The 19,137-nt window shown below is 74.6% G+C and carries 15 protein-coding genes; 13 read left to right on the forward strand and 2 right to left on the reverse strand.

Going from position 1 to position 19,137, the window contains the following annotated elements; translation table 11 throughout:
• Positions 1-94 precede the first annotated feature (94 nt).
• Complete coding sequence (locus ABZ318_RS15250; protein ID WP_356902928.1) at positions 95-1,723, reverse strand: hydrolase; 1,629 nt, start codon at positions 1,721-1,723, stop codon at positions 95-97.
• A gap of 384 nt (positions 1,724-2,107) precedes the next feature.
• Here ABZ318_RS15250 and ABZ318_RS15255 point away from each other — a divergent pair, with 384 nt between their 5' ends.
• From ABZ318_RS15255 to ABZ318_RS15315, 13 genes are all read left to right on the forward strand, one after another.
• Positions 2,108-4,171, forward strand: a complete 2,064-nt coding sequence (locus ABZ318_RS15255) for a DUF4157 domain-containing protein (protein WP_356902929.1) — start codon at positions 2,108-2,110, stop codon at positions 4,169-4,171.
• Between the two features lie 84 nt (positions 4,172-4,255).
• A complete protein-coding gene (locus ABZ318_RS15260; RefSeq protein WP_356902930.1) occupies positions 4,256-5,836 on the forward strand; it encodes a phage tail sheath subtilisin-like domain-containing protein in 1,581 nt (526 codons plus the stop codon).
• A 58-nt stretch (positions 5,837-5,894) separates the two neighbouring features.
• Entirely contained in the window at positions 5,895-6,338 is a 444-nt protein-coding gene (locus ABZ318_RS15265) for a phage tail protein (RefSeq protein ID WP_030693830.1), read from the forward strand.
• A complete protein-coding gene (locus ABZ318_RS15270) occupies positions 6,338-6,757 on the forward strand; it encodes a hypothetical protein (protein WP_356902931.1) in 420 nt (139 codons plus the stop codon). Before ABZ318_RS15265 ends, ABZ318_RS15270 begins: the two co-directional genes overlap by 1 nt.
• Positions 6,754-6,906 (forward strand): DUF6760 family protein, encoded by a 153-nt coding sequence (locus ABZ318_RS15275; RefSeq protein WP_356902932.1) that lies wholly within the window; start codon positions 6,754-6,756, stop codon positions 6,904-6,906. The genes ABZ318_RS15270 and ABZ318_RS15275 overlap by 4 nt, the downstream gene beginning before the upstream one ends.
• A 2,007-nt stretch (positions 6,907-8,913) precedes the next feature.
• Positions 8,914-9,546 (forward strand): extensin, encoded by a 633-nt coding sequence (locus ABZ318_RS15280; protein WP_356902933.1) that lies wholly within the window; start codon positions 8,914-8,916, stop codon positions 9,544-9,546.
• A 62-nt stretch (positions 9,547-9,608) separates the two neighbouring features.
• On the forward strand, positions 9,609-10,046 hold the full coding sequence (locus tag ABZ318_RS15285) for a phage tail protein (protein WP_030689162.1): 438 nt from the start codon (positions 9,609-9,611) through the stop codon (positions 10,044-10,046).
• A 1-nt stretch (position 10,047) separates the two neighbouring features.
• The gene (locus tag ABZ318_RS15290) at positions 10,048-10,788 is read left to right on the forward strand and encodes a LysM peptidoglycan-binding domain-containing protein (RefSeq protein WP_356902934.1); all 741 of its coding nucleotides are present in this window, start codon (positions 10,048-10,050) and stop codon (positions 10,786-10,788) included.
• Complete coding sequence (locus tag ABZ318_RS15295) at positions 10,785-12,599, forward strand: VgrG-related protein (RefSeq protein ID WP_356902935.1); 1,815 nt, start codon at positions 10,785-10,787, stop codon at positions 12,597-12,599. Before ABZ318_RS15290 ends, ABZ318_RS15295 begins: the two co-directional genes overlap by 4 nt.
• A gap of 61 nt (positions 12,600-12,660) precedes the next feature.
• Positions 12,661-13,059: a GPW/gp25 family protein gene (locus tag ABZ318_RS15300; protein WP_030689157.1), complete on the forward strand. Its 399-nt coding sequence runs from the start codon at positions 12,661-12,663 to the stop codon at positions 13,057-13,059.
• 10 nt (positions 13,060-13,069) lie between these two features.
• Entirely contained in the window at positions 13,070-15,058 is a 1,989-nt protein-coding gene (locus ABZ318_RS15305; RefSeq protein WP_356902936.1) for a putative baseplate assembly protein, read from the forward strand.
• Positions 15,055-15,624, forward strand: coding sequence for a phage tail protein (locus ABZ318_RS15310; protein WP_356902937.1), 570 nt, complete (start codon positions 15,055-15,057; stop codon positions 15,622-15,624). Before ABZ318_RS15305 ends, ABZ318_RS15310 begins: the two co-directional genes overlap by 4 nt.
• Before the next feature lie 5 nt (positions 15,625-15,629).
• Entirely contained in the window at positions 15,630-16,955 is a 1,326-nt protein-coding gene (locus ABZ318_RS15315; protein ID WP_356902938.1) for a hypothetical protein, read from the forward strand.
• Between the two features lie 76 nt (positions 16,956-17,031).
• Here ABZ318_RS15315 and ABZ318_RS15320 read toward each other — a convergent pair whose 3' ends face one another.
• The gene (locus ABZ318_RS15320) at positions 17,032-19,077 is read right to left on the reverse strand and encodes a calcium-binding protein (protein WP_356902939.1); all 2,046 of its coding nucleotides are present in this window, start codon (positions 19,075-19,077) and stop codon (positions 17,032-17,034) included.
• Between the last annotated feature and the right edge of the window lie 60 nt (positions 19,078-19,137).

Consider the following 19,137-nt stretch of genomic DNA (forward strand, 5'->3'; position numbering starts at 1 on the left):
GACCAGCGCGTAGCAAAGGCCCTAAAGACGTACGCCGACGCGGAGAGCATCGGCGGGTGGCCCCCCGGCCCTTCGTCCGACGTCCGCCGTCGGCTCACATCACGCTGCCGCCGAGCATCTTGCGGAGGGTCGGCCAGTCGGCGGTGCCGGTGGGCGTGAGGCCGACGGCCGTCTGGTACTGACGGATGTGGTCCTGGACGCTGCTGCCGTTCCGGGTGGCCGTCACCTTCCCGGTCCGGAGGTTGTCGATGCCTTGCTGGGCGCGGGTGCGCGCCTTGGCGAGGTCGTCGTCGGAGAAGCTGCGGTTGTACGCCCACCAGAAGGCCGCCATCAGCTGGGTGTTCTCCATGCTGCTGCTCCCCGGCTTCACCTCGTCGGGGGTGATCCCCTGCACCCAGAGGGAGGTGAGGGTGGCGCGCCCCAGGGTGCCCTCCGTGTCGACGTTCAGGATCTCGCCGGAGTTCTTGCCGTTCCCGGCGTCCTCGACGACGGCGCGCTGGTAGCAGGCGATCGCGTCACGGGTCGCCCTGTCGATGATCCCGCGGCTCCAGCTCCCCGTGAGCCTGCACGGGTTGGTGCTGCCCATGGCGGCGAGGCGCTCCTGGGCGTACTCGACGACGAGGTCCTTCGGGTCGCCCTGGACCCAGGGGGGAAGGGTCTTCGTGGAAGCGGGCGGGGGCGGCGGCTGGTTCCCGCCGTCGCCGGTGCCCGGCCCGGGGTCGGTCGGCACGGCGCCCCCGCCGGATCCGCCGCCGGTCGCCCCGCCGCCCGAGCCGTCACCGGTGTCCTCGCCCGCCCCGCCGTCTCCCCCGGCCGGCGGGGGTCCTCCGTCCACCGGCGGAGGCTCGTCGCCGGGCGGCTTCCCGCCGGGCGTGGGTCCGCCGGACGCGCCGGGCGGGGGCGCTTCGGGCAGCTCGTCCCCGTTGCCCTGCGCCGCGGGCCTGGGCGCGCCGGTGGCCTGGACCTCCTTGGCGGTGCTGACGACCTTCGGGGAGAAGCCGAACCAGAGCACGGCGAAGGCGATGGCGGCGGTCACCAGGAGTCCGCCGGCCACGACCAGCCAGTTCCCGAAGACGGGCCGCTGGTCGTACGTGGCCTCCAGGTCGAGGGCGGTGTCGTCGCCCGCGCGGCGGACGGCCACGGTGAACCGGTGCGACTCCTCGGCGCCGGTCCAGCGCACGGCCTGCGGCCGCACGACGAGTTCGCCGAAGGCGGCGCGGCCGGGGGCGATCTGCACGGCGTTCGGCCGTACGTCGAAGGTGAGCCGGCCGGCCTCGTCGCGGGCGATCAGGGACGCGGTCAGCGGGGTGTTGCCGAGGTTGTCGACGGCGATGCGGGCCCGGCCCCGGAAGCGGCCGGCGAGCGCGGGCGGCAGCAGCTCGGCGCGGGTCTCGGCGAAGGGCGTGACGGTCAGCCGGCCCTCCACCACGTCGCGGGCGGCGGCGTTCTCCCGGGGGTCGACGCGGACGCCGTACGCGTGGGGTCCGGCCTCCGCGTCCGAGGAGCGGGGCGGGGCGAAGGTGATCTCGGCGGTCCCCTCGCTGCCCGGGTAGAGGCGGAGGACGTCCGGCTCGACCCGGGACCAGCCCGAGGGTTTGCCGACGAGGGAGAGCCGGTACTCCTCGACGGTGTCCCCGGTGTTGCGCACCCGCAGCCGGGCGGAGGTCCGGGCCCCCGGCTCGACGGTGACGTCGGCCGGGTCCAGAGAGGTCCAGATGGTCATGACCGCAGGCTAGGGGGGCGGGGGCGGGTTCCGGCTGCCCGAAAGTGCCGGTGCGGGGGCAACACGGCCTGCCCCGACGCCCCTTGGGGCGGTGCGGGGCACGAGCCCGGAGCACGCCCCCGGTCGCGGCCGGGGGGGCCGTCTCCGGCCCTACCCTCGCACGCCGGGACGCCCTGTCAAGGGATGCGGGGAACCTCCCGTCGGCGTACGGCTCCGGAAGGCGTGACCGTACCGGCACCGGACTCGCGGTCCCGGGAGCGTGACCGTCGGGGCAGCCCCGACTGCCCTCGTGACCGCCCCTTCTTCCCTGGCCGGGCGGCCGGGGCTCGGCGAGAGTCGAAAGCGTTCGGCCGCCGTCCAGGAGCCCGGGAGAGGGGAAGCACGATGGAGTCGACACACCGCGACGAGCCGGGACCGGTCCGGGGCGACCGCCCGGTGCGCCGTCCCGCCCGGGAGCCCCTGCCGGAGGACACGGCGCGCCTCGCCGCCACCGGCGGGGCGGCAGGCCTGACCCCGGGAGCGGCGGCCGCGCTGCAACGGGCCGTGGGGAACGCGGCGTTCACGGCCGCGGTGCAGCGCGACACGCACGTCCACGGCGCGGGCTGCGGCCACGCCCCGGGGGACGGGCGGACCGTGCAGCGGTCCTCGGTCCCCGACGTGCTGCGCTCGGCGGGACGCCCGCTGGAGGACTCGGTCCGCGCGGACATGGAGTCCCGTCTCGGCGCGGACTTCTCCGACGTACGCGTGCACACGGACGCGGCGGCGAAGGCCTCGGCCGCCGAGGTGGGGGCCCGTGCGTACACCTCGGGTTCCCATGTGGTCATCGGCGAGGGCGGCGGCGACCGGCACACGCTCGCGCACGAACTGACGCACGTGATCCAGCAGCGCCGGGGCCCGGTGGCCGGCACGGACGACGGCTCCGGCCTGAAGGTCTCGGACCCCTCGGACCGCTTCGAGCGCGAGGCCGAGGCGAACGCGTCCCGGGCCATGTCCGGACGGCCCGGCCGGACGGGTCCCGTTCAGCGGGCCGTCCCCGCCGGACGGGCAGGAGAGCAGACCGTCCAGCGGTTCCACGACCCGGCCGGGGGCGCGGCCGACGCGCGGGACTACGTCGCCGCCAACTGGGCACGGATCCTCAGGTCGTACGCGGCCCTCCAGGAGGTCCGCGACTCCGTGGAGGGCTCCAACGGGCCCGTCAACAAACTCCTCGGCGCCCTCCTCACGGGCAACCCGGCCTGGGTCGAGAGCTTCGGGACCGGATCGGCCATGGCCCGGGGATTCAGACAGGTCGCGAACACCGAGACGGTCGGCGACCCCCAGGTGTCCGCCCTGGTCTCCTGTCTGAACGTCATGGAGCAGGAGGTCGCCACCCGGCAGACCTCGGCGCTCCAGGACCACGCGCAGCCCTTGCGCGAGACCCTGGTCGGCACGGAGTTCACGTTCACGGACGCCGTGCTCAACGGCACCGGCTCCACCACCGGCGCCCCTCTCCAGGTCGACACCACCGGCCTGAAGGGCGTGCCCCTCGCCAGGGCCCGCTCGACCATCACCTACGCGTTGACCAAGATGAACGCCTGGGCCGCCGCGGTGGTCGCGCGGCCCCTGCCGGGCACCAACCTCCAGGTCACCGTCTCCGACTTCGAGGTGAAGGGCCACCCGGCCAAGAGGTTCACCTACACGAACCCCGACGACAACGGCTTCTCGTGGTGGTGGGCCCTCAGCCTCGACGACGCGTGCCTGGAGACCCAGACCCGGCCCAGCCCGATCGGCGACTTCGCGAACGGCGGCGTCCTCAACCGGATCATCCACAACCACGTGTTCGGCATCGCCACCTCGGCGCCCCTCGATCTGTTCGTCGACAACTCCGTCCACGGAGGCGGCGGCCACATCTCCATGGACGCGTCCAGCGCGTTCGGCGGGAGCGTCGAACTCTTCCTCGAGTCCGTACGGGCCTGGGAGCAGGGCTGGGAGGCCTGGCAGACCCAGTTCGGCGGCACGCGCGGCGCCCCGGACCTCGAGAACGCCCCCTGGACGGGCTCCCTCCCCGACGGTGCGAACCTGCTCGCCGGACTGAACACGGAACTCGACGCGCTGAGCACACAGGCAGCGGCGGGCAGCACCGACCTGGCCGCCGCGGTGGCCCGGCTCCAGGAGCACGTCAAGGACTTCCCGCTCCACGCCACCGCCTCGCAGCGGCTGCGGGACAAGGTGGCCGCCCACCGCGACGACCGCCTGCACTACCAGGGGGTCAACCTGGAGCACATGGGCGCGGCCACCCCGGCTCACGAGCAGCGCATCGAGTTCCGCGACATCCAGGCCCAGCGCTCCTACGCCGACCTGATGGCCGACCTGATGTTCATCGGCGGCCTCGTCCAGGGAGTGCGCATGGACGTGGCCGTACGGCAGAACCAGCGCCTGACCGACCGGCACCCGCCCGCGGCCGCGTAGCGGCCCACGCCCCGCCCACGGGCTCCCGACCGGCCCTCCGGCACCAGAACCCACACCCCGGCACGCCCAAGGAGATCACCCTTCATGCCCACCTACCTGTCCCCCGGCGTCTACGTCGAGGAAGTCGCCAGTGGGTCCCGGCCCATCGAGGGCGTCGGGACCTCCGTCGCGGCCTTCGTCGGCCTGTCGCCGACCGGACCGCTGAACGAGCCGGTGCTCGTCACCAACTGGTCGCAGTACGTCGCGTCCTTCGGTGACTTCACGGACGGGTACTACCTCGCCCACTCCGTGTACGGCTTCTTCAACAACGGCGGCACCGCCGCGTACGTGGTGCGCGTGGGCGGCGGGGACGCCGAGGGCGCCGCGGAGCCCGTCGGGACGGCCGCCGCCGCCCCGCGCGAGCTCGTCGCCGGCGAGGCCGTCGCGCTCGGCACCTTCCGGGTCGCGGCCATCACCGCCGGGTCCGAGGCCGGCGGGGCGCTCACCGTCGAGGTGCAGGACGTCGAGGGCGAGGCCGAGCGGTTCAAGCTGGTCGTCAAGGACGGCGAGAAGGTCGTCGAGAGCTTCGACGCCTCCGCGAAGAAGAGCGCCCGCAACTACGTCGTCGCGCAGGTCAGGCAGCGCTCCAAGGCCATCGTCCTGGAGGAGGCCGCGGCCGGCGGGCAGCTCGCCAGGCCCGACGCCCAGACCGTCACCCTCGCCCCGCCCGCGCAGGTCCCGGCACCGGTCGCGGTGCGGGCCGACGCGCCCGCCGCGATGGAGCCGGGGCAGTTCATCGGCGACTCCGCCGACCGCACCGGCTTCGGCGGCCTGGAGGCCCTCGACGAGATCAACATGGTCGCCGTGCCGGACCTGATGGCGGCCTACCAGCAGGGGCTCGTCGACCTGGAGCAGGTCAAGGCCGTCCAGCTCGGCCTGATCGCGCACTGCGAGCTGATGGGCGACCGGATGGCGATCCTCGACCCGCCGCCGGGACTGGGCGCCCGGGACATCCGCAAGTGGCGCCAGGAGACCGCCGGTTACGACTCCCGGTACGCCGCGCTCTACTACCCGTGGATCAAGTCGTTCGACCCGGCCGGCGGCCAGACCCGCACGGTGCCGCCGTCCGGTCACATGGCCGGCGTCTGGGCCCGCAACGACGCGGAGCGCGGCGTCCACAAGGCGCCCGCCAACGAGATCGTGCGCGGCGCGGTCGACCTGGAGCTCCAGATCACGCGCGGCGAGCAGGACCTGCTCAACCCGGTCGGCGTCAACTGCATCCGCGCCTTCCAGGGCCGGGGCATCCGGGTGTGGGGCGCGCGGACGCTCGCCTCCGACCCGGCCTGGCGCTACCTGAACGTCCGCCGCTACTTCAACTACCTCGAGGAGTCGATCCTCGTCGGGACGCAGTGGGTGGTCTTCGAGCCCAACGACCCGTCGCTGTGGGCCCGCATCCGCCGCAACATCTCGGCGTTCCTGGTCAACGAGTGGCGCCAGGGCGCCCTGTTCGGCCAGCGCGCCGAGGACGCCTTCTACGTGAAGTGCGACGCGGAGACCAACCCCCCGGAGTCGGTCGACCTCGGCCGGGTGGTCTGCGAGATCGGCATCGCGCCCGTGAAGCCCGCGGAGTTCGTGGTCTTCCGCCTCGCGCAGTTCCAGGGGGGCGGCGGCGAGCTGGAGGAATGATCCCCCGCCCCGCCTCCCCCGTCCGTCCCCGACCCCCTCATGAACAGGAGTGACCCGCATGTCCCTCGACACCGGTGACGCCCTCACCACCCACAATTTCGGCCTGCAGATCGACGGCGTCATGGTCGAGACCCTGCAGGAGATCAGCGGCCTCACGATGGAGCAGGACGTCATCGAGTTCCAGCAGGTCTCGGCCGACGGCAAGCCCATCATCAAGAAGCTCCCCGGCGTGAAGAAGGCCGGCGAGTGCACGGTGACCCGCGGCGCCACGCAGTCCGCCGCCTTCACCGAGTGGATCTCCGCCTCCATCGCCGGCGACATGGGCTCCGCCCGCAAGGACGCGTCCATCATCTTCCTGGACTACCAGCTGACCGAGGTGAAGCGGTACAACCTCCGCAACGCCTGGTGCACGAAGGTCGAGCTGAGCTCCACCAAGGCCGGTGACGCGGCCGCCCTGACCGAGCAGGTCACCATCACCTTCGAAGAGCTGACGCTCGGCTGATGCGACGCGAAGGATCGGCGGGGCCGCAGCCCGACCGCCGGCAGGAGCCCCTGCGCACCGAGTTCGAGTTCGAGCTGCCCCGCGGCTTCGTCGACGAGGCGGGCACCGTGCACCGTCACGGGGCGATGCGGCTGGCCACGGCCCGGGACGAGCTGCTGCCGCTGCGGGACATCCGGGTCCGCGAGAACCCGGCGTACCTGTCCGTGGTGCTGCTCGGCCGGGTCATCACCCGGCTGGGCACGCTCCCGTCGGTCCACGACGGGACGGTGGAGAACATGTTCGCCTCCGACCTGGCGTTCCTCCAGGACTTCTACCGGCAGATCAACGCGGAGGGCCACACGCGGGCCGCCGTCGCCTGCCCCCACTGCGAGGAGTCCTTCGAGGTCGAGCTGGCCGGGAGCCGCCTGGGGGAATCGTGACGTACGCGGCCGACCGGATCGAGGAGGAGACCGCGTACCTCGCCTTCCACTTCCACTGGGGCGTGGACGACATCCTCGACCTGGAGCACGCGGACCGGCGCGGGTACGTGGCACAGGCGGCCTCGCTGGTGGAGCGGTCGCAGGCGTAAGCGAAGCACGGGGAAAGGAGGTTGGAGAAGATGGGCATGTTCGAGAGGTGGCGGACGCGGAAGCCGTCCGGAGCGGAGCCCGTCGCGCCCGCGACGGCGCCGGGGGACGCGTGGCGCGGGCTGCCGCCCGTGCGGCGAGTCCTTGACGAGGCTCCCCGCACCGTCACGGAGCACGGTTTCGCCGCGTCGCTCGCCACCCACTGGAACCCCTCCTTCCAGACCGACCTCGGCCACGGCGCGGTGCCGGACGCGCCCGGAGGCGTACTCCTCGACGCCGTGCGCCCCGTACGACGGCCGGCGGGCGCCCCCGCCGCGGAACTGCCGGGCCTGCGACTGCCGGTGGCGGTGACGGCCTCGCCGGGCCCCGAAGCCGCGGGCAGCACCGACGGGGCCGCGCCGCCGCCCAAGGCTGGGCCGAAGGAGACGGCTGCCCGGGTGGGCGCCCGACCCCGTGCCGCGGCTGCGGTACGGGCCGATGGCCCCGCGCGGGCACGGGGTGGGGCGACGGCTCCGCCGGAGGACGCGGCGACCACGCAGGCACGGGGCCACACGCCTGCTCCGGTACGGGGAGAAACACCTCTGCCGGTGCAACGGGCCACGACTTCCCCCGTACGGGCTGACGCACCCGCCCCGGTACCGGGCAAGGCGACCGCTCCGGCACAACGGACCGCGGCCTCCCCGGAACGAGCTGACACACCCACCCCCGTACGGAACCACGCGACCACGCCGGTACGGAGCAAGGCGGCCGCTCCGGCGCAACGGGCCACGACTTCCCCCGCACGAGCTGACACACCCACCCCGGTACGGAACGACGCGCCCACCCCGGTACGAGGCAAGGCAGCCGCCCCGGCGCAACGGACCACGACTTCCCCCGCCCAGGCCGACGCACCCACGCCGGTACAGGGCGAGGCGATCGCCCCGGTGCAAAGGGCCACGGCCTCGCCCGCCCAGGCCGACGCACCCGCGCCGGTACGAGGTACCGCGCCTGCTCCCGTACGGGGGGAAGCGGCCGCCCCGGTGAGGGGCGACGCGTCCGCTCCGGTACGCCGTACGCCGTCTGCTCCGGCACACGGCGGCCGCACCCTGCCCGTGGCCGTTCCCCCTCCTCGCGCGGTTCAGCGTGCCGTCGCGAGTGCCCAGGGACCGTCCCCCGAACCTGCCGGGCGCGCGGCCGTCGGCGCACCGCGCGCGGAGACGACGGCTGCGGGTGCCGCGTCCCCCGTGCCCGCCCGGCGCTCGCCCCTGGTCTCCGCCCGGCCCGTGCAGCCGCCGCGCCGGCTGGTTCCGGCCGGTGCCGCAAGGGCGGTCGGCGCGCCCGTGCCCGGCACCGCTGCCGTCCAGCGTGCGGCAGCTGCCCCTCGTACGACCGGGACGGCAGCCGTTCCGACGCCCACGGCCGCGTCCGACCACACCGCGCCGGAGCCCTCGCGCGCCGGGCGGCCCCAGAACGTCCCGGGCCCTGGTTCCCCCGCCAGGCCCGGGACTCCCGTCGGCGCGCCCGACGCGCCGGTGCAGCGCCGTCCCTCCGTACGGCGTTCACGGCGCGCCCCGGGCGGCGACTGGAGCACGGCGGCGGCCACGCCGTCGCCGGCCCAAGCTGCTCCGGGCGCTCCGGTCGCTCCCGCACCTGGAACGAATCCGGGACCCGGGAACCCCGTACCTCCGACTCCCCCGGCGCCCGAGCCGCCCCGGACCACGGCAACGCCCCCCGCCCGGCCGGGACTCGGCGCGCCCGTCCAGCGCTCCTCCACCGCCCCGCCCACGCCGCGCCCCGAGCCCGCACCGCGCCGGTCCCCGATCGGGGCGCCGATCACCCGTACCTCCGCTGCCGCACCCCGGCCGACGGCTTCCCTTCCTCCGGCCACCGCCCCGGCGCCCCGCACGGTCGAACCGGCCACCCCGCCGTCGGCTCCCGTACGGACCGAGCCGCGCGCCGGGAGCCCCACGGCCCCTGCGGCGGCGGCCGCAGGTGTCACCGCCGGACCGGCCGCCTCCGCGCCCCTCCCCGTGGTCACCGTCACCGACCTCCCCCGTGCCACCGCGCCTACCGTCCGGCGCCGTTCCGCCCGGCCGCTCGCCACCACCCGGCCGCTCACCCCGGGCCTCCCCGATGCCGCGAACGCGCCCGCCGGTCCGCGTACGGCTCCCGCGACTCCCCCGGCGGCCGTACCCGTCGTCACGCCCGCCACGCCCGGCGTCCCCACCGTCCAGCGCTCCGTCGCCGCACCGTCCACCGGCGCCGTCCGTCCCGTCGTCGTCCCCCTCGCTCCGCCGTCCGCCGCGCGGCCCGTCGCCCGCCCGGTGGTCGTGCAGCGCCAGAGCACCCCCGCTCCCCCGCCCGTCCCGGCCCCCGCAGTCCCTCTCCCTCCCCCTTCGGTGCTCCCCGTACCGATCCAGCCGACCGCCGCCGCCCCCGTCCCCCGCTCATCACGCGCCCCCGCAGCCCCCGTACAGCGCAGTGCCGCCACGGCAGCCGCCCCACCCTCCGCTCCCGTCCCCGCCCCCACCCCCGGATCCGAATCGCCCACCCAGCTCGACGAGTTGGCCCGTCGCCTCGTCACCCCGCTCTCGCGCCTCCTGCGCGCCGAGCTCCGTGCCGACCGCGAGCGGGTGGGCCGGCTCCGCGATCACGGCCACTGACCAGGGCCCACCCACCCGACACCCGCCCCGACACCGACCCCGCCTACCGAGAGACCCGCCTCATGCCCACGCAGTCGGACCCCGCTTCCACCGTCTTCTTCAAGCTCACGATCGACGGCCAGGACCTCGGCCTGTTCAACGGCTGCGACGGCCTGGCCTCCGAGGTGGAGGTGGAGCAGCGCCGGGAGGGCGGCAACAACGGTTTCGTCTGGCAGCTCCCCACCCGCGTCACGTTCTCCACCATCCGTCTCACCCGCCCCCTCACTCCGGACACGGCCAAGGTCGCCGCCTGGATCTCGTCGCTCGCGACGGGCATCACGCGCCCGACGGCGCAGATCGCGGCGCTGCGCGCGGACGGTTCGACGGTCGCGCAGTGGGGTCTCGTCGAGGTGCTGCCGGTGCGGTGGACGGGGCCGACGCTGGACCCGGCCAGTCCGGCCGTCGCCACCGAGACGCTGGAGATCGCGCACCACGGCTTCACCGACGCGGGGGGTGCCTGAGATGGCCGGCGTCATGGGCGCCCTGGCGGCCCGCGGTCTTTCCCGTGCCTCGCTCTCCATCCACCAGCCGCCGACGGACCTGGGCGGCTCGATGGGCGGCCGGATCGGCGAGGTGAGGTTCCAGTTCAACCCGGATCAGCTGCAGCTCAGCCGGTCCGCGAACTGGCACACCGAGCGGGCCGTGGCGTACACCCGTGGCGCGCCGCCGAAGTTCACCGGCAGCGAGCCCGCGCGGCTCCAGCTGGAGGTGTTCCTGGACCGGTCCGACGACCCGTCCTCGAACGACGTGCAGCAGCAGGTGGAGCTGCTGCTCTCCTGCTGTGAGGTGACCCGGCAGAGCATCGGCGCGAAGGCGCCGTCGCCGCCGTGGGTGGAGTTCTCGTGGGGGTCGTTCTCGACGGTGCGGTTCGTCGCGTACGTGACGTCCGTCTCCGCGACGTACACCCTGTTCAGTCCGAGCGGCACACCGATCCGTGCGACCTGCTCGCTCTCGCTCACCGAGGTCGCCACCGCGACGAAGAAGCAGAACCCGACGTCGGGCGCGCTGTCGGCCCGCAAGGCGCACCGCACGGTCGCCGGGGACTCGCTCGCCTCGCTCGCCTGGCGGGAGTACGGCGACGCGACGCGCTGGCGCGTGATCGCCGAGGCGAACGGGATCGACGATCCGATGCGGCTGCGCCCGGGCACGGAACTGCTGCTGCCGTCCACCACCGACATGCCGGAGACCGAGGGCGCCTCATGAGCGAGAAGACCTTCACCACCGTCCTCCACGTGCAGCTCGACGGCACGCCGCTCCCGGACCCGCTGGCGGTCCGGCTCACGGAGGGCTGGGTGGACGCCAGTGTCAACGTCCCGTCCGCGTTCCAGCTGACCTTCGGCGACAAGGACGGGACGCTCACCGAGAAGTTCCCCTTTCTGAAGGTGGGGGCCATGGCGGTGCTGTCCCCGTTCACCGACGGGCGGCTCGGGGAGCCCATGCTGACCGGCGAGGTGACCGCCGTGGAGGTGGACGCGGCTCCCGGACACGGGCGGTACCTGATCCTGCGCGGCTACGACCCCGGTCACCGCCTGCTGCGCAACCGGCGTGTCGAGGGCTATCCGAACATGACGGCGTCCGACATCGTCCGGAAGCTCGCCGCGCTCAACCGCATCCCTCTCGGCAGGGTCGAGGCGACGCCCACCGTCTACGAGCTGGCGACCCAGCCCAACATCACGGACTGGGACTTCCTGTCCCGGCTCGCCCGGGAGAACGACGTCCGGCTCTCCGTCGACGCGGCGGGCCGGCTCGTGTTCGCCGCTCTGCCGCCGGCCTCCTCGGCGCCCGCCGACACCACGCCGGCCGCGGCCAGCCCGTACGTCCTGGACTTCGGGGCGAACACGCTGCACAGCCGGGTGTCGGTGACGGCCGCCGGGCAGGTGGGGAGGGTCGACGTGCGGGGCTGGGATCCCCGTACCAAGCAGGCGCTGTCCTCGCCGACGCCCGCCGTGGCGAGCCGGGACATCGTCTCGGACATCACCCCGGCCCAGCTGTCTGCGCCCTTCGGCGCGGCCGAACTCGCCGCGACCGGCACGCCGTTCACGACGCAGTCGGAGGTGGCGCAGGCGGCGGCCGCGCTCGCCGACGACGTCACCGGCTCGTTCGCGGAGGTGGAGGTCGCCGTCACCGGCAATCCCTCGCTGAAGCCGGGGCAGCCGGTGGCGGTGAAGGGCGCGGGTTTCCCCTTCGAGGGCCGCTACACCGCCACGGGCGTGCGGCACGTCTTCGCGTCGGGGCAGCAGTTCACCACGTGGCTGACGGTGTCGGGCCGGCAGTTCCGTTCGCTGTACGGGACGGCCTCGGGCGGCGGGGAGCCGGCGCCGCCCATGCCGGGCGTCGCGGTCGCGCTGGTCACCAACACCAAGGACCCGCTGTCGCTGGGCCGGGTCAGGCTGCGTTTCCCGTGGCTGTCGGCGACGTACGAGAGCGGCTGGTGCCGGGTCGCCCAGCTCGGCGGGCGCGGCGGCGGCGGTCTCGTACTGCCGGAGGTGGACGACGAGGTGCTGTGCGCCTTCGACCGGGGCTCCCTCGAACATCCTTATGTCCTGGCGGGGTTGTACAACGGCGTCGACCGGCACACGCCGGCCACGGACCGGGTCGCGCCCGTCGATCCGACCAGCGGGCGGGTCCAGTGGCGTGCCCTGACCTCGCGCACCGGGCACACGGTGGAGCTGCGCGAGGAGGGCGGTCGGACGCGGGCCTCGCACGGCATTCGGCTGCGGACGTCGAAGGGCGGGCTGAGCGTCGAGCTGAACGAGGCCCGCACCACGCTGACCATCGACAGCGACGGCACGGTCACGATCAGCGGGGCCCGGGGGGTGACGGTCGAGTCGGGGGCCGATCTGACGCTCTCGGCGACGGGGCGGATCCGGTTGAACGCGGGCCTCGGCGTGGACATCAAGGCCGGGGCGAAGTTCAAGGTGTCGGCGCTGACCCAGGCCGTCGTCAACGCGCCCGCGTTCGTCACGTCGACCGTTCCGATGCCCAATCCCGTCGCGGCGAACCTGCCGTTCTGATCCCACCGTCCTGATCCGACCCTTCCGAGCCTTCCGAGCCTTCCGAGAGGAGGACCTTCCGTTGAGTGAGCACTTCGTCGGTGCGGGCTGGGCCTTTCCCCTGCGTACCGGGCCGAGCGGCTCCATCGCCCTGGTCCGTCGCGACCGCGAGATCGAGGAGTCGATGCGTCTGGTCCTGGCCACGGCGCCGGGCGAGCGGCCGATGCGGCCCGAGTTCGGCTGCGCGGTCCACGAGTTGGTGTTCGCTCCGGTCAACGACGCGACGATGGGCCGGGTCCGGTACGAGGTGATGTCCTCGCTCGACCGCTGGGAGCCGCGGATCGAGGTGGAGGACGTCACGGTCGCCCCCGCGCCCGGGGAGCCGACCACCCTCCACATCGACGTCCGCTACCGGGTGCGCGGCGCGAACAACCCGCGCAATCTCGTCTTCCCCTTCTACGTCATCCCCTCCGAGGACTGAAAGAGCCGCCATGGCCCTGCCCGCACCCCATCTCGACGACCGTCGCTTCCAGCAGTTCGTCGACGACGCCAAGCGCTACATCCAGCAGGCGTGCCCCGAGTGGACCGACCACAACGTCTCCGACCCGGGCGTCACCCTGGTCGAGGCCGTCGCGCACATGGCGGACCAGCTCGTCTACCGGCTCAACCGGGTCCCGGAGAAGAACCACCTGGCCTTCCTCGACCTGCTCGGCGTGACGCTCTTCCCGCCCGCCGCCGCCCGCGCCGACATCACCTTCCGGCTCTCCGCTCCGCAGCCCGAACCGGTGCTGCTGCCCGCCGGCACGGAGGTGTCGACCGGACGTACGGAGACGGAGGAGGCGGTCGTCTTCGCGACGACCGCCGATCTGACCGTCGTCCCCTGCGAGGTGACCCGGCTGCTGCGGCAGGAGGCCGGGGGCACGCCCGAGGACCGCTCGCAGGACGTGGTGGGCGGGGCGGACGTCCCCGTCTTCTCGGCCCTGCCGCGCGTCGGCGACACCCTGCTCATCGGTCTTTCGGCGGCCGTGCCGGACTGTGTGCTCGTCCTCGACCTGGACAGCAGGGTCGACGGCGTCGGCGTGGACCCGCGCCGACCGCCCCTGGTGTGGGAGGCGTGGTCGGCGGCCGAGGGCTGGGTCGTGTGCGAGGTCGACGAGGACTCCACGGGCGGGCTCAACCGGCCGGGCGAGGTGGTGCTGCACATGCCGTCCGGGCACGCGGTCTCGCGGCTCGGCGGGCACGAGGCGGGCTGGGTGCGCTGCCGGGTCGTGGAGCCGGTGGAGGGGCTGCCGTCCTACAGCGAGTCGCCGACCGTGCGGGCGGCGGGCGCGTTCACCATCGGCGGTACGGTGCGGGCGGCGCACGCCGAGGCCGTGCGGGACGAGCGTCTGGGCGAGTCCGAGGGCGTCCCCGGGCAGCGGATGCGGCTCGCGCACGCGCCGGTCGTGGACCGGCCGCCGCTGCTCCTCCAGGTCGCCGGGCGCGCGGACGGCGGCGGTGACGAGGAGGACCCGGAGGCCGGCTGGCAGGAGTGGACCCCCGTCCGCGACTTCGCCTCCTCGCGCCCCGGCGACCGGCACTACACCCTGGACGCGACGACCGGCGAGATCGCCTTCGGCCCCTCCGTGCGCCAACCGGACGGAACCTTGCGGCAGTTCGGGGCGGTGCCGCCGAAGGGCGCGGCGATCCGCGCGGTCCGCTACGGCACCGGGGGCGGCCGGGCGGGCAATGTGGCCCGCTCCACGATCACGGTGCTGCGCAGCTCCATCCCGTACGTCGCGCGCGTCGAGAACCGCGAGGCGGCGCGGGGCGGGGTGGACGGGGAGACCGTCGAGGAGGCCAAGTCCCGCGCACCGATCACCCTGCGGGCGCAGGAGCGGGCCGTCACGGCCCGCGACTACGAGGAGCTGGCCCGGCGGGCCGCGCCCGAGGCCGCGCGGATCTCCTGCCTGGCGGCGGACGCCGCCGAGGCCGGCGAGAACGCGGTCCGGGTCCTGGTGGTGCCGCAGGCGGTGCCGGACCGGGGCGGGCGGCTGCGCTTCGAGCAGCTGGTCCCGGGCGACGAACTCCTCGGCCGGGTGACGGGTTTCCTCGACGAGCGGCGGCCCCTGGGCACCCGGCTGGCCGTCGGTCCGCCGTTCTACCAGGGGGTGACGGTGGTCGCGACGCTGCACTCGTTCCGGGCGGCCGAGGCGGAGCGGGTGCGCGCCGTGGCGCTGGACACGCTGTACGCGTACCTGGACCCGCTGACGGGCGGGGCGCACGGCGAGGGGTGGCCGTTCGGGCGGCCGCTGCGCGCCGGGGAGGTCTTCGCGGCGCTCCAGCGGGTGCCGGGCGTGGAGCTGGTGGACGAGGTGCTGCTGCATCCGGCCGATCCGCTGACCGGCAGGCGGGGTGAGGCGACGGACCGGATCGAACTGGCGCCGTCCGCGCTGCTGTTCCCGTTCGACCACCGCGTCCGTGTGATCGAGGCGCGGTGAGCGGCTCCGCGCGGGGTACGGTTCCGGGGCTCGCGACCCCGTACCCGTTGGGGGCGGCGCTGCCGGCCGTCTACGCGGAGGACGACTTCGGGCAGCGGTTCGTGTCCGGCCTGGACGTCGTCCTCGCTCCGCTGTTCAACGTCCTCGACTCGCTGGAGGCGTACTTCTCGCCGGCGCTCGCTCCCGAGGACTTCGTGGACTACCTGGCGACCTGGGTGGGCGCGGAGCTGGACGGCGGCGAGCCGTTGCCGCTGCGGCGGCACGCGGTCGCCTCGGCCGTGGCGCTGCACCGGGTCCGCGGCACCCGGCAGGGGCTGGCGGCGGCGGTGCGGCTCGCTTTCGGCGTCGCCCCGGAGATCGCCGAGAGCGGCGGCGCGAGCTGGTCCGCCCGTCCGCTCGGTCCGTTCCCGGGGGCGCCCGTGGCCGGACTGCACGTCGTCCTCCGGGTCGCCGACCCGGCCGCCGTCGATCCGCACCGGCTGCGCTCGGTCGTGGCCGCGGCCCGCCCCGCGCACCTGCCGTTCACCGTCGCGGTGACCTCTTCCCGTACATCCGAAGGAGCCTGACCCCCATGAGTGACGCGCCCCAGTCCCGTCCCTGCCCGGACTGCGCGAGCCCGGTGCGGACGGCGGACCAGTCGTTCTGCGACGGTTGCGGAGCGTTCCTGCGCTGGGACACCCCGGCCGGAGCGGCCCCGGCCGCCGACCGGTCCGTCCCGGAACCGGCCCGCGTGCGGGAGCCGGGCGACTCGTCCGTCCCGGAGCGGGCCCGCGTGCCGGGACCGGCCGACGCGGCGGGGGAAGCGCCGGCGACGGCCGCCCGCGCCGACGCGCCGGAGCCCCCCGCCGGCTCCGAGGAGGTCACCGCCCCGCTGCCCGCCGTGGCCTCGTCCGCCGGGGAACCCCCGGCCGTGCCCGTACCGGGGGTGATCGCGGAGGCGGAGGAGGCGCCGGCCGGGCGCGCCGCGTCGGGGAGGCCCGCGCCCGGGGAAGCGGAGGAGACGCCGGCAGGGCGCTCCGCGTCCGAGGGGCCGGCGTCGGCCTCTCCCGGGGATCCCTCGGACACGGTCGTGCGCGCGCTCCTCGTCCCGGTGCCGGGGAACCGTCCGGTGGAGCCGGCCGTCGCCGCTCCCGTGCTCCCCGCGCGTCCGGAGGCGGCGCGCCCGGCGGTACGGGCGGCCGCGGCGCCCGCCCCCGTCGAGGGCGGCACGCCGTGCCCGGCCTGCTCGCTCGCCAACGCCCCGGGCCGTCACTTCTGCCGTTCCTGCGCGACGCCCATGGTCCCGGAGCGGCTCTCCACGGCCGAGGGCCCGTACGCCGGCCGGCGGCCCGGGCTCGCCCGCGACCGCAGCCGTGTGCTGGTCCGCGCCCTGATCGCCGCGGCGGTCGTGGCCGTGGTGGTCGGCGGCGTCTTCGGCGGTCCGCCGGCCGCCCGCGCGGTCCAGGACCATTTCGCGACCCGCGTCCCGGTGCACCCGGTCGCCTGGCTGGCCTCGCACTCCGCGCCGAGGCAGGACCCGAAGCTGGCGGGCGACGGCTACTCCAACACCTGGTGGGGCACGGGGTACGCGGGCGATTCGGCGGGCCAGTACCTGGAGGCGCGGTTCGCCGAGCCGACCGATCTGCTCAGCGTCCTCGTCACGCCCGGCAGTGCGAAGAACACGACCCAGGCGGACGGGCAGGCCACCCCGCGGACCTTCGACCTCGTGGTCAAGGACGCGGCGGGCGAACTCCACGTCTCGCACCACCGCGTCAACGACGGCGGCACGCAACGTGTCGACCTGCGGGTCCGGGACGCCCTGTCGGTCCGGTTGGTCCTGCGCACGGCCTGGCGCGCCGACCCCCGCAAGCAGGTGGCGGTCGCGGAGCTGGAGTTCTTCGGCAGGTCCGTCTCCTGAGCCGGGGCCTGACGGACGGACGAGTGCCGTCGGCGCGGAGGGCGCCGACGGCACTCGTCGAAGTGGGGGTCAGGGCTCAGGGGCAGCTGATGCGGGTGTCACCCGCGTCGGTGGTGCAGCTGTCGGTGCCGGCGCCGCCGTTGGCGATGTCGTTGCCGGAGACCCCGTCGGTGGTGGTGAGGCGGTCGTTGCCGTAGTAGCCGGTCAGGGTGTCGTTGCCCGGGCCGCCGTTCATGGTGTCGTCGCCGAAACCGCCGTCGAGGTTGTCGTTGCCGTAGTTGCCGTGGACGGTGTCGTTGCCGTAGCTGGCCCGGATGGTGTCGTTGCCGCCGAGGCCGCAGATGACGTCGTTGCCGTAGCCGCCGTTCAGGGTGTCCGCGCCGCTGGTGCCGATGATCGTGCAGCCGCGGGCGTTGTTCACCGAGGTGGTCGCGGTGGCCGTGTTGCCGGTGGTCACCGGGTCCGGCTGGGTGGCGCTGACGCCGGCCGTGTCGGTGAGGGTGCCGGTGGTCCGGGGTTCGGCCGTCACCGTGACCGTCGCGCTCGCGCCGGGGGCGAGGGAGCCGAGGGCGCAGTTGGCCGCCGTGGCGGTGGTCGTGCAGGTGCCCTGCGAGGGGACCGCCGAGATGAGGGTCGCTCCCCCGCCGGAGAGCGTGTCCGTGAGCGTGACCCCGGTCGCGGTGGCGGTGGAGGACGCCGCGTTGGTGACGGTCACGGTGTACGTGGCGCGGTCGCCGATGCTCACGGTCGTCGTACCGGACTTCGTCACCGACAGGTCGGCGTACGACGGGGGCGGGGTCGTGCCGTCGCCGCCCTGGTAGCGGGCGAGGGCGAACTCGTAACCCGCCCCGTAGCCGGCCGCGACGATCTTGCCGTCGGGCTGGACGAGCACCCCGCGGGCCTCGTCGAAGTCGTTGAAGCCGGTGACCACGAAGCCGTCGCCGCCGAAGCCGGTGTCGACGGTGCCGTCCGGCTGGAAGCGGACCAGGCCGAAGTCGTTGGCCTCGGAGCTGTTGGGGTCGTCGGCCTGGCCGGCGAGCACGATCTTGCCGTTCTGCTGGAGCGCCATGGCGTTCGCGAAGCCGCCGTCGCCCGGGAAGGCGACCGAGGTGCGTCCGTCGCCGCTGAAGGTGGTGTCGGGGCTGCCGTCGGCGTTGTAGCGGAGCAGGGCGTAACCGGCGCCGCCGGAGCCCGCGGCGAGGATCTTGCCGTCGGACTGCACCGCGGCGGCGTTGCCGAACTCGGTGCCGCCGAAGTCGGCGGTGACCATGCCGTCGCCGCTGAAGGTGGTGTCGAGGGTGCCGTTGGCGTTGTAGCGGACCACGCCGATGTCGAAGGCGGTGTTGCCCACGTAGCCGACGGAGACGATCTTGCCGTCCGGCTGGAGGGCCATGCTCCGGGCGATGCCGCCGGCGTCCTGGGGCGAGGTGGGCGTGAAGCCGGCGACCACGGCCCCGTCACCGCCGAGGGTGGGGTCGAGGTTTCCGCCGGTGGTGAGGCGGACCAGCGCGAATCCGCCGCCGGCGCCCTTGCCCACGGCGACGATCCGGCCGTCGGACTGCACGGCGACGTCGGCGCCGTCCGCCGAGCCGCCGAACTCGTCGACCCGCACCAGGCCGCCGTTGCCGAAGCCCGTGTCCAGGCTGCCGTCGGTGTTGTAACGGGCCACGGAGAAGAAGCAGCAGCCTCCGCCCTCCTCCGCGACGACCTCGGTGGTGCCCGCCACGACGATCTTGCCGTCCGAGGGCTGGATCGCCACCGCGTTGGCCGACTGGAAGCCGCCGTCGAAGTCGCTGGTGACCGTGCCGTCGCCGCCGAAGGTCGGGTCCAGGGCGCCGTTGGTGCCGTAGCGGGCGAGCGCGAAGCCCGCCTCGCTCATCCCCACCACGACCAGCTTGCCGTCGCCCTGCCGCGCGATGTCGTTGCCCTGCGCGGTGCCGGTGATGGGGGTCGTCACCCGGCCGCCGGACCCGAAGGTCGGGTCGAGGTCGCCGGGTGCCGCGAGGGCGGTGCCGGGCACGGCCAGGACGAGCGCGAGCCCGAGCCCGAGCGCGACCGGCACCCCGGCCTTCCCGCCCGGTCCGCGGCGCCGTGCCGCGGGTCTGAGAAGTGCGTGGGTCATGGGTGGACGAGCCTCCGTCTTCGCAGGTGAACAGGGAACGGGCGACAGCTTCGGGCCCGA

This window comes from Streptomyces sp. NPDC006197, from assembly GCF_040613865.1.
GTDB lineage: Bacteria > Actinomycetota > Actinomycetes > Streptomycetales > Streptomycetaceae > Streptomyces.

What these genes read in the sequence shown, in the direction of transcription:
- ABZ318_RS15255 (WP_356902929.1), top strand. Translation starts at nt 2,108, where the DNA reads ATGGAGTCGACACACCGCGACGAGCCGGGACCGGTCCGGGGCGACCGC.
- ABZ318_RS15250 (WP_356902928.1), bottom strand. Translation starts at nt 1,723, where the DNA reads ATGACCATCTGGACCTCTCTGGACCCGGCCGACGTCACCGTCGAGCCG.
- ABZ318_RS15270 (WP_356902931.1), top strand. Translation starts at nt 6,338, where the DNA reads ATGCGACGCGAAGGATCGGCGGGGCCGCAGCCCGACCGCCGGCAGGAG.
- ABZ318_RS15295 (WP_356902935.1), top strand. Translation starts at nt 10,785, where the DNA reads ATGAGCGAGAAGACCTTCACCACCGTCCTCCACGTGCAGCTCGACGGC.
- ABZ318_RS15265 (WP_030693830.1), top strand. Translation starts at nt 5,895, where the DNA reads ATGTCCCTCGACACCGGTGACGCCCTCACCACCCACAATTTCGGCCTG.
- ABZ318_RS15315 (WP_356902938.1), top strand. Translation starts at nt 15,630, where the DNA reads ATGAGTGACGCGCCCCAGTCCCGTCCCTGCCCGGACTGCGCGAGCCCG.
- ABZ318_RS15260 (WP_356902930.1), top strand. Translation starts at nt 4,256, where the DNA reads ATGCCCACCTACCTGTCCCCCGGCGTCTACGTCGAGGAAGTCGCCAGT.
- ABZ318_RS15290 (WP_356902934.1), top strand. Translation starts at nt 10,048, where the DNA reads ATGGCCGGCGTCATGGGCGCCCTGGCGGCCCGCGGTCTTTCCCGTGCC.
- ABZ318_RS15285 (WP_030689162.1), top strand. Translation starts at nt 9,609, where the DNA reads ATGCCCACGCAGTCGGACCCCGCTTCCACCGTCTTCTTCAAGCTCACG.
- ABZ318_RS15320 (WP_356902939.1), bottom strand. Translation starts at nt 19,077, where the DNA reads ATGACCCACGCACTTCTCAGACCCGCGGCACGGCGCCGCGGACCGGGC.
- ABZ318_RS15305 (WP_356902936.1), top strand. Translation starts at nt 13,070, where the DNA reads ATGGCCCTGCCCGCACCCCATCTCGACGACCGTCGCTTCCAGCAGTTC.